Raw genomic sequence first — 9,336 nt, 5'->3', positions numbered from 1 at the left:
GGCTTTTGCTTCTTTTAAGATGAAAGTTTTCAATTCTTCTGGATTTGTTGGGATACTTCCTATCACCGTTGAAAAGTCATTCGCTTCTAAATTCGCTTTAATCGGTGCATATATATGTGCTACTGTTTGTTTTTCTGGTAAAAATCTCCCTGTTATCGGTTCGTCCTTTACAACTTGATATCCCGGAATTTCAATCGGGTTCACACGGAATGGATCAGTGATAATACCTTCTACGATCGTATCTTGTACATTTGGAATAGGCTGATTCGTTTCTTTGTCAATATGTTGCACCTGGACTTGTCCCATATAGTTAATAAGAGTCGTTCCACTTACTTTTTCATAATTTATATATTTATCAAAGCTTTGAGATACTTCAAAATGAATCGGATACTGATTCTCTGGCGTTAACCTACTCTTATCCACTGGTTCAGATTCACTTCCGACAAAATCATACACTTCTTTAAAAAGATATACCTTATCATAAAAATCCCCATTTTTTAATGTCTCTGGCTTAGCTGTAATCGTCGTCGTACCATCTGAATTGTCTTTGAACGTAAATCCGTTCGTCCAATCCTTATTCTGCAGATCTGTTACAATCCATTTCGATTTTGCATATTGATTCCCTATATCTGCATTAACTACATAAGACAAATTATTAATATATCTTGTACTATCTGCTATAAATGGAATCTCTTGTATAAATGTCGCACTTAAACCTGTATCATTTGCAGAGGTGAAAATTTGATTTTTTTCTTCTATTTTAGGAATTTCAATTCTCGCCCGATACTCTTGTAGGTATTCTACTGAGTTAGTATCTGAAATTCGATTCTCTAAATATAACTTAAAACTTGTCGTTTCTTTTGTAGTAAAATCCACTTCATCCTTCTCATCACGCCATCCACCTGCTTCAGAAGTAAATAGATATGTTCCTGAAGGTCTTATTTCATAATTAATCGAAGCATCCTGACGAGTGTATATATTTTTTATTTTTTGTTCAAAATTATAAATACCAATAACCTTATCCCTATTAAACCCTCGATAAGCTAGTGATGTTTTAATAGGAAGAGGATTTCCTTCTTCATCAAGAAAAGAATATTCTACATCCATGGCACCGCCTGGACCAAGATTCATCATAAGACTACCCATAAATACTTCCGACCAACCTTTACCCTTATTAGTCACATCAACTTTTAATATTACTTTTTTACCTTTATAATATCCTACATTTTCTATAAGGACTGATCCTGTTGGATTTTGTGGATCAACTTTTAAAGTGTTATTTTTGAAATAACCTTTTGAATCGATTACTTTTGTTTCTGAAGTAATCCTCATCATAAAAATATCTTCTAAAGGGATGACATTTGTTGCGCCATTCTTAAAATAATCTAATTGCTGAATCCGTCCTGTGGTAGGGGCCGCATATAGCGCTTGATTCGATTGCATAGTAGATTTTTGTTTTTTTTCCTTTGGTTCTACTTGTTTAATTTTTTCTGTTTCTTCTTTTTTTTCTTCAACCGTTGTTACCTTTTCTTCCTGTTTTTCAAGTTGCAATGGTTCTTTGGCTTTTTTCGATTCATTTCCTTCTGATTTCTGAACGGATTGTTCTTTATTTTCTTTTACATTTTTAGAAACAGTCAAAATACTAGTTTTCGTCTCTACTTCTTTATTTTCTTCCTTCATCTTCGCCGTAATGGTGTATTGTCCCGCTTTCTCTCCTTTAACAACTACAAATAATTCTCCTAAGTTAGCACTTTCTGAAGTTCTTTTAATTTGTACAACAGATTGTTCTATCATGCGAATTGTTTCAATTGCATCATTCTTTTCATTTAACTTTGCTGTCTCTTTTTCATCAAAATGGAGGCCGTCAGGTATCACTACTTCAATCTCTTGCCCTTGGCTATGTACCTCTTTTATTGCGAGTGTAATATTCTCTCCCTCCTTTACCTGATCTTTATTAGCTTTTATTACAAAATCAGAAACTTGATTATCTGTAATTGCATAAGCGGTTGTTGAAAAGGTGCCTAATGCGCTAACTTGAGCAAATATGATTCCGCTCGCTAAACATATTTTGCGAAACCTTTTTGTTTTATTTCTCAAAGCTCCTCTCCCCCTTTAGTACGATAATAAATTTTTAAACTTCTAACCTCTATTTTAAAGTTTTCACGATACTTAAAGATACTAATAGAAGAATATTTTGCGAACGTCTTCCTAACCAGAACATCAAAATTAATAAGAGAATGACTAGTACAATACCGCCTACAATGTAGTACATTGTATAATCTTTTTGTGCCTCGACAGCTGTTTCGTTTAACTCTTTTGCCTTGTCTCCTTCAATTGTAAATTTTTCGTCTATTCCCATTTTTGATCGCCATCTGTTGCTTTCATTTCTAAACGATATTTTCCAGGCTCTAGCGCTTTGTTTTCCCAACTAATTGCGTAGTCAAAGTCGGATTTATTGGATCTACATGATCCGTATTTTCTTGAAATTTGATAAAAGCCTTTGAATTCATTGTTGCTGCTCTTACTGTTTCATAAGAGGAAAACAGGGGAATTAGCATACTGATGATGAATAGCATTGCAACTATATATTTCTTGACCATTCTACTCTCTCCCTCTTAATTGATATATATCAATTAACACTTATTAGATATATCATTTTAAATTGGAGTATCTGTTAAGGTCCACTCTAATTCACCCTGATACGTCTCATTCACTTTGACATTCGGACCTGGCTTAACTTTTAACCGAATTCCTTCAGAATCTTTCCAGTTAATATGCACATTTTGATCATCTTCTGATTTATGACGATACACTAAAGAATTTTGATCGCTCAGTACAATATCCTGACCGCCCTTACTGTATACAAATCCATCTGATATTACATCATTTTCAAGAGACGTCAATGGTTTTACTTGCTTCACATAAATTTTCCATTCATTTTTATGTTGTCGCTGATCTGAAACAACAATCTCGCCTTGCATGCTACTGCGATTTACTATTTTTTCTCTAGATGGAATTGTAATGTTTTCAAAAGAAATTTTTTCTGGCGCAGCAATTAATTCTAAATTTCCTTCGTCAATCGTTAGATTTATCTTTTTCACAATATCTTCTCGCTGTTTTGTCAAATCTTTAGATAAGAACAATTCAACTATGTAGCTTCCTTTCTCTTGTTTTATTTGATCAAAATTACGGATTTGAACATCTTTTTCTCCATCATGATATTTAAAATCAGCTACATACCATGCTTTCACATGACTTTCATCTAAAAGGAATTGTCTAAACTCTTCTCTAGACATAGATTGTATATCATTTATACGGGCTTTAATATCGGTTGCATGGATTTCTCCAGCTGTAGCATGAACAACTAGTTCACTCTTAATTGGTTGACTCGTATTTCCATTGTCGTCTTCCAATACAATATACACTTCGTGTGTCCCCTCTTGTTTTAACATTGTCTGCAAGTCACTCGTATTCTTGTCACTCCATAAATAATTTATTTTCTTATTGTTCGGATTCGTATCTGATTCTTCTTTGATAAAATTTGATAGTGCGGGAACTGTAGTATCATTTAACGCTGTTTCTATCTTTTCTCCAGTACCTACAGGTGGCGTTGTATCTAAAACTTCTACTGAATATTCACTATATTTCCCTTCATTAAAAGCAAAAGCAACAATTTTATCTCCAGCTACAAAATGACGTGTAGGTGAAATTGTATACTTAAAGTTTCCTTCACTATCAGCTTTCACTGTGAAATTATCAGATATTTCTTTAGGAATATCCTCGCCTTGAACAGGACTTTTGATTGTATGATCCTTTTCCGTAAAAGAACTACCTGATAAGCGAACATACGCATTTGGTATAGTTTTTCCTACCACAATATAAGAATTCTCATCTTTCGGATTATCGGAAGGCTGATTCGTGATTTTCACATTACAATCAGGTATATGATCGAAAACGATTCGTTGTGCTTTAGCCGAATTAAAATGTTGCTTAAAGTCACGAAGCATGTCTTCATTTACTGATTGCGCTCTAATATTCCCAACCGTTGTATTCACATATGGAATTGCCATTCCAAAAATCGGTGTCCATTTATAATCAGGCGATTGAGTTATATTTCCTTTATTCCATTGATAGACACGTTGAACATCTACTTTCCATTCTCCTGAAGGCATTTGAATCAGTGCTGAAGGACTATTAGGATTTGTTAATTGCAAATCAATTTTCTTAGCATCTGAAAATTGAAAAGTTGATCCATTTCCCATATATATTAATCCATAATTGGGAGATGTCATATCACTTATCACTGTAAAAGTGCCGTTTTTCCCTACTTTAAATGTTCCTGCCCCCATATTCACAATCGCTGGAGCGCTTCCAGCATTCGTTCCTTTTACATTTAGATGAAAACTACCGCCATCATCTACAAAGAACTGACTGTTTCCTTCCATATAAATGGGACTTTCATTTCTACCATAACCAACTTCATCTTTTTGAATTTCAATATCTAGTACAGCATTCTTTTTAATCGATATCTTACTATTGTTAGCCATAGAAATCGCACTTGGGCGATATGCACGACCTGGTCCATTAATTATGTTCATATGACTATTTTCTCCCAGTGTTAGCGAACCCGCTCCATAGAAAAAAATAGATGGACTTGCATCAGTATCTGTATGATTTTCTGAAGCTGAATTATCAAAAAGGATAGAAACATCTTTTTCAATTTGAACATTTCCACCATTTTGAATAGCAAAATTCGAAACGGTACTATACCCATTCGCTTTAATTTTACTTCCTTCTTTCACAGTAACATCCGCAACTTCCCAGTTCGCTTGTCCTCGGACAGCGATTCCATCTGTTCCGTCACCATTAGAGGAGTTTACTACATTGTAAGTATATCCATTAATTGGTGAAGTGTATGAACCAACTTCATTATTTTCAATATTTCCTGAAAGAATTAATTTACTATTAAAGGAATGTAGCATTTGTGCCCCAGTATCCTTTACATTATGAAAAGTTATCTCTGAATTATTTGCACCAAAAGCCGTCGTAATAAATCCATACCAATTCCGATGGTAAATATTTAAGTTTTCAACCCTTATTTTACAATTTATACCATACAATGAGATAGATTCACTACCAGCATCAATTGTATGTCCATTCCCTTTTATTGTTAATTCGCGATTCACTTGATTATAATAGTTCTTAAATGTAACAGCACCTGAGTTAATATGATCCATTGTATAGAAATCCTGTGTAATATTGATTACTTGTATTTTAGGATTGTCCCAAGCAGCATGCCAAGTTTTCTCATCATATACATTTGCAATGTAATCCGCATTCTCGGGCGCTTGTTTTGTCTCATGTTTCTTATTTTCATCTAGTTGTAGATTTTCTTGTTTTGTTACATTTGTTTGTTCCTCAGACTTTTCCGGTGCCTTTGCTTTGGATTCTATTTGTTCTGCTTTTTCAACTTCTTTTTGTTTCACTTTATTTTTCATTTCCTTAGTAGATCTGTTATCTTCTGGACTCTCATTCTGTTGTTGAGTGAAAATACGTTTTTCTTTAAAATCAGAAAGCTGTTTTTCTTGTTCTTCCACTCTTAACACTGTTGCCTTTACTTTCTTATCTTGTCCTTTAGATTTGACAATTGGTGCAAATGTATATTCGCCAACTTTTTTCATTTGAATAACGAGAGAAACGTCACCTATATCATCACTTTTCTCTTTTTTAGAAATTTGAATTATTCGTTGTTCAGGTAGATATATAACTTGAGCCGCTTTATTTTTTTCATTCAGCTTGTTTGTTTCTTCTTCATTGAAGACTTGACCATCGGATAATGCAAGTTCAATACGAGAATCTTCTTTGTTTTTATTTGTAATTTTTAATACTACATTTTCATTCACTTTGATATTTTTCTTATCTATATCCACACTAAATGTTCCTTGCTTTTCATTCGTAGCAGCATAAACTTTATTTGGAATATAATCTAGTACGCTCGTTTGTGTAAAGAAAATTCCCCCCGTCAAAAAAAGAATCCCAAATTTCTTTATTATTTGCATCTTCAAATTCTCAACCCCCTTCCTGTTAAATTCAGCAATTTCATCTAGTATGAAAAGCAAAAAAGAATTTAACATCAGTAGCTTTTCATGAAGGAAGTCTCAACACCATAAACGCCTTATATATCATTTTTTACTGCTTTTTCTTTTGCGAACGTCTTCCTAACCAGAACATCAAAATTAATAAGAGAATGACTAGTACAATACCGCCTACAATGTAGTACATTGTATAATCTTTTTGTGCCTCGACAGCTGTTTCGTTTAACTCTTTTGCCTTGTCTCCTTCAATTGTAAATTTTTTCGTCCATTCCCATTTTTGATCGCCATCTGTTGCTTTCATTTCTAAACGATATGTTCCAGGCTCTAGCGCTTTGTTTTCCCAACTAATTGCGTAGTCAAAGTTTGAATTTGGTGCCATGCGTAAATCTTCTTTTTTTGTTTCATGTAAAATATTTTTCCCTTTTTCCGTATATACTTTTGCATCTACAGTTAAATGTTTTAACATTGCTGCTTTTGTATTTTGTAAGTTCGCTGTTACAACGTTGCGTGCATTTACTTGCCCTGGCTTAATGTCATTCAACTTTAAATTAGGCTTTACTTCATTGTTTGTTTCACTTAAGACAACACCAATTGCATATGCATATTTATTTTTAATCTGTACGTTATCAGATTTTCCCTTTATCTTCTCATCTTCTTTTTCTTTAAAATACAGTCCCCCTAATATTACACCATCGAATGGTTCGTTTGGCATTTCAACATTTACGTCTAATGTAACAGTACTTTTAGCAGGGATTTTTGTTTCTTTTTGTACTTTTGCAATTTTAGAAAATGGAAATTTAAGAGTGGAGTCAAATTTTGGATTTTTTGTACTATAATCTACAATTCCGTTACTATTCGTAATTGCTGTATTTGCATATGTTTCGACAATAACGTCCTTATCCGTGTCATTTTTCATTTGTACTTGAAGAGTCTGTTTTTGACCAGGCTTCATTTTTAAGTCAAAATAGCTTTGATTTTTATCAATTTGATTCTCTGGAATTACTGCGGTTACTGCAAATTTCATTTCTGCTGCATGTGTAGTAATATTTGTAACATGCAACAGAAATACTATGGCCAGTAAGCTACTTACTACTTTCTGCATACATTTCATACGATATCCCTCTCACATTTGTTATTTTATATAGATAAAGAAAGAGATAAAAATTGAAAATTCCTCTTTATCCCTTTCCTCATTCCCACTATATAAAGAACTATTACATAGGTGTCTCTTTTAACTCCCAAGTTAATGAAGTTGTATACATAGCTTTTTCTTTTTTTGCTTTACCTGGTACACTTAACTCTACGCTCTTCTTCGCTTCATCATTTGTTGCACCAAAAGCATTTGTCCATGTTCCCATACCTTGGTTTTCTTTAGCTGTAATAACATCAGAAGCTTGACCTGGAGTTAATTGGATCCCTTCCTGATTTGTTGTTGGCGCTGCATTTCCAGAAGCTGATTGTAATGTTCCGTTTTTCAATGTTAAAACAGCTCCTTCTAACTCTACACCTTTCTCAGTTTGAAATTGCTCGTTTTGTTTAACAGTCAACTTCCAACCTTTGTTTGTACCACGGTTATCGGTTACTTGTATATAGTTCGGTACTTCTAGTGTCTCTTTTGTACCTTTCTTAACAACTGTATCTAAGTTTGCATAATAGACTTCATTATTACCAGAGGCTTTTTGTTCTTCAAATTTGAAATTCGATACATAGTCAATGCTTAATGGACCATTTGTTCCTTGTTCATGTGGATTGTTCGGATCATCCGGCTTAACCGGCTCCACATTATCTCCTGGATTATTCGGATTTATTGGATCTACATGATCCGTATTTTCTTGAAATTTGATAAAAGCCTTTGAATTCATTGTTGCTGCTGCTTCTTCTGCAAATGCTGGTGCTCCTGCTGCTAATACTGCTGAAAATGATACGACTCCTGCTAATGCTACTTTTGTTAGTTTCATATTATTTTTCTCCTTATCTATCTTTTAACTTATTGAGGTGTATCTTCTAAAGCCCAAGTTAATGTTGTTTCATATTTTTCATCTTTAACTTTTGCAACTGCACCTGGTACAGATAACGTAATACTTTTTGCACCTTCTACTTCATCTTGTCCATAACGAGTGACCCATGTCCCCATACCTTTACCCTCTTTAGCAATTGCTACTTCTTGTGTAGCTCCATTTGGGTCTAATGCTACTTCTTTTACCTCTGGAGCATATTCCGCCCCAATTGTAGAGCTTGCAACTGGATTATGCAATTTCAGTTCTGCACCAGTTAACTCATTATTCCCTGCTTTAAATTGAGCATCTTGTTTTACTGTTAATTTCCAACCTTTATTTGTACCGCGGTCATCTGTCACTTGGACATAGTTTGGTATTTGTATTCCTTTTTCATCTCCTCCTTTTACTTTCACTGTATCTAATTGCGCTGTATACACTTTGTCATTCCCTGACATTTTTTGCTTGCCAAAATGAAAATTAGATACATAATCAATACTTAATGGACCATTTGTCCCTTGTTCATGTGGATCATTTGGCTCTACATCTTCTCCTGGTTTAACTGGATTTACTGGATTTACTGGATTTTCATTTTGTGTAAATGACACATCTGTATGTGACTTCATTGTTGCTGCTTCTTCTGCAAATGCTGGTGCTCCTGCTGCTAATACTGCCGAAAATGATACGACTCCTGCTAATGCTACTTTTGTTAGTTTCATAATTTACCTCCATTAATATGTTTTTTTTATTTATTTAACAGAAACATTTGTTTTTATTTCTCCTGTTACTTTTCGCCAATGCTATCCAAATTGCTAAGGCTACTAATATACTTCCCACTCCCATGTATATAAAGGAAATAGATAGATTACCTCCAGTTTTAGGAAGTGCCTTCTTATTCAACTGGTTATCAGACGAATTATCAGTCGGCGTAGAACCATCTGGTATAACTACCGAATTTGGAATATAGCTATTTGAAAATCTAATTCCCGCTTTAGAATGCATTGTTTCTGCTCTTACTGTTTCATAAGAGGAAAATAGGGGAATTAGCATACTGATGATGAATAGCATTGCAACTATATATTTCTTGACCATTCTACTCTCTCCCTTTTAATTGATATATATCAATAAATACTTATTAGATATATCATTTTAAATTGGAGTATCTGTTAAGGTCCACTCTAATTCACCCTGATACGTCTCATTCACTTTGACATTCGGACCTGGCTTAACTTTTAACCGAATTCCTT

General features: G+C 33.9%; 7 protein-coding genes and 1 pseudogene. All 8 read right to left on the bottom strand.

Annotated elements, in window-relative coordinates; translation table 11 throughout:
- A partial coding sequence (locus tag MR056_RS21240; protein ID WP_242136691.1) for a MucBP domain-containing protein occupies positions 1-2,097 on the bottom strand: 2,097 nt, incomplete at its 3' end.
- A gap of 49 nt (positions 2,098-2,146) precedes the next feature.
- Positions 2,147-2,451, bottom strand: a pseudogene (locus MR056_RS21235) (WxL protein host-binding domain-containing protein); the annotation flags it as partial.
- On the bottom strand, positions 2,409-2,600 hold the full coding sequence (locus tag MR056_RS21230) for a hypothetical protein (RefSeq protein WP_048721506.1): 192 nt from the start codon (positions 2,598-2,600) through the stop codon (positions 2,409-2,411). The gene MR056_RS21230 and the pseudogene MR056_RS21235, both read right to left, overlap by 43 nt.
- Positions 2,601-2,657: 57 nt before the next feature.
- Positions 2,658-6,059, bottom strand: coding sequence for a pectate lyase-like adhesive domain-containing protein (locus tag MR056_RS21225; RefSeq protein ID WP_309244633.1), 3,402 nt, complete (start codon positions 6,057-6,059; stop codon positions 2,658-2,660).
- Between the two features lie 130 nt (positions 6,060-6,189).
- Complete coding sequence (locus MR056_RS21220; RefSeq protein WP_011983802.1) at positions 6,190-7,206, bottom strand: WxLIP family cell surface protein; 1,017 nt, start codon at positions 7,204-7,206, stop codon at positions 6,190-6,192.
- Positions 7,207-7,309: 103 nt separating this feature from the next.
- Positions 7,310-8,053 carry a WxL domain-containing protein gene (locus tag MR056_RS21215; RefSeq protein ID WP_011983801.1) on the bottom strand — a complete coding sequence of 248 codons (744 nt, stop codon included), beginning with the start codon at positions 8,051-8,053 and terminating at the stop codon, positions 7,310-7,312.
- A 29-nt stretch (positions 8,054-8,082) separates the two neighbouring features.
- Positions 8,083-8,808, bottom strand: coding sequence for a WxL domain-containing protein (locus MR056_RS21210; protein WP_011983800.1), 726 nt, complete (start codon positions 8,806-8,808; stop codon positions 8,083-8,085).
- A gap of 34 nt (positions 8,809-8,842) precedes the next feature.
- Positions 8,843-9,181, bottom strand: coding sequence for an LPXTG cell wall anchor domain-containing protein (locus MR056_RS21205; RefSeq protein WP_242136690.1), 339 nt, complete (start codon positions 9,179-9,181; stop codon positions 8,843-8,845).
- Positions 9,182-9,336: the final 155 nt, after the last annotated feature.

The sequence above is a fragment of the Bacillus cereus group sp. BfR-BA-01360 genome (assembly GCF_022663595.1).
GTDB classification, from domain to species: domain Bacteria; phylum Bacillota; class Bacilli; order Bacillales; family Bacillaceae_G; genus Bacillus_A; species Bacillus_A cytotoxicus.
This window is presented reverse-complemented; position numbering and strand designations above follow the sequence as displayed.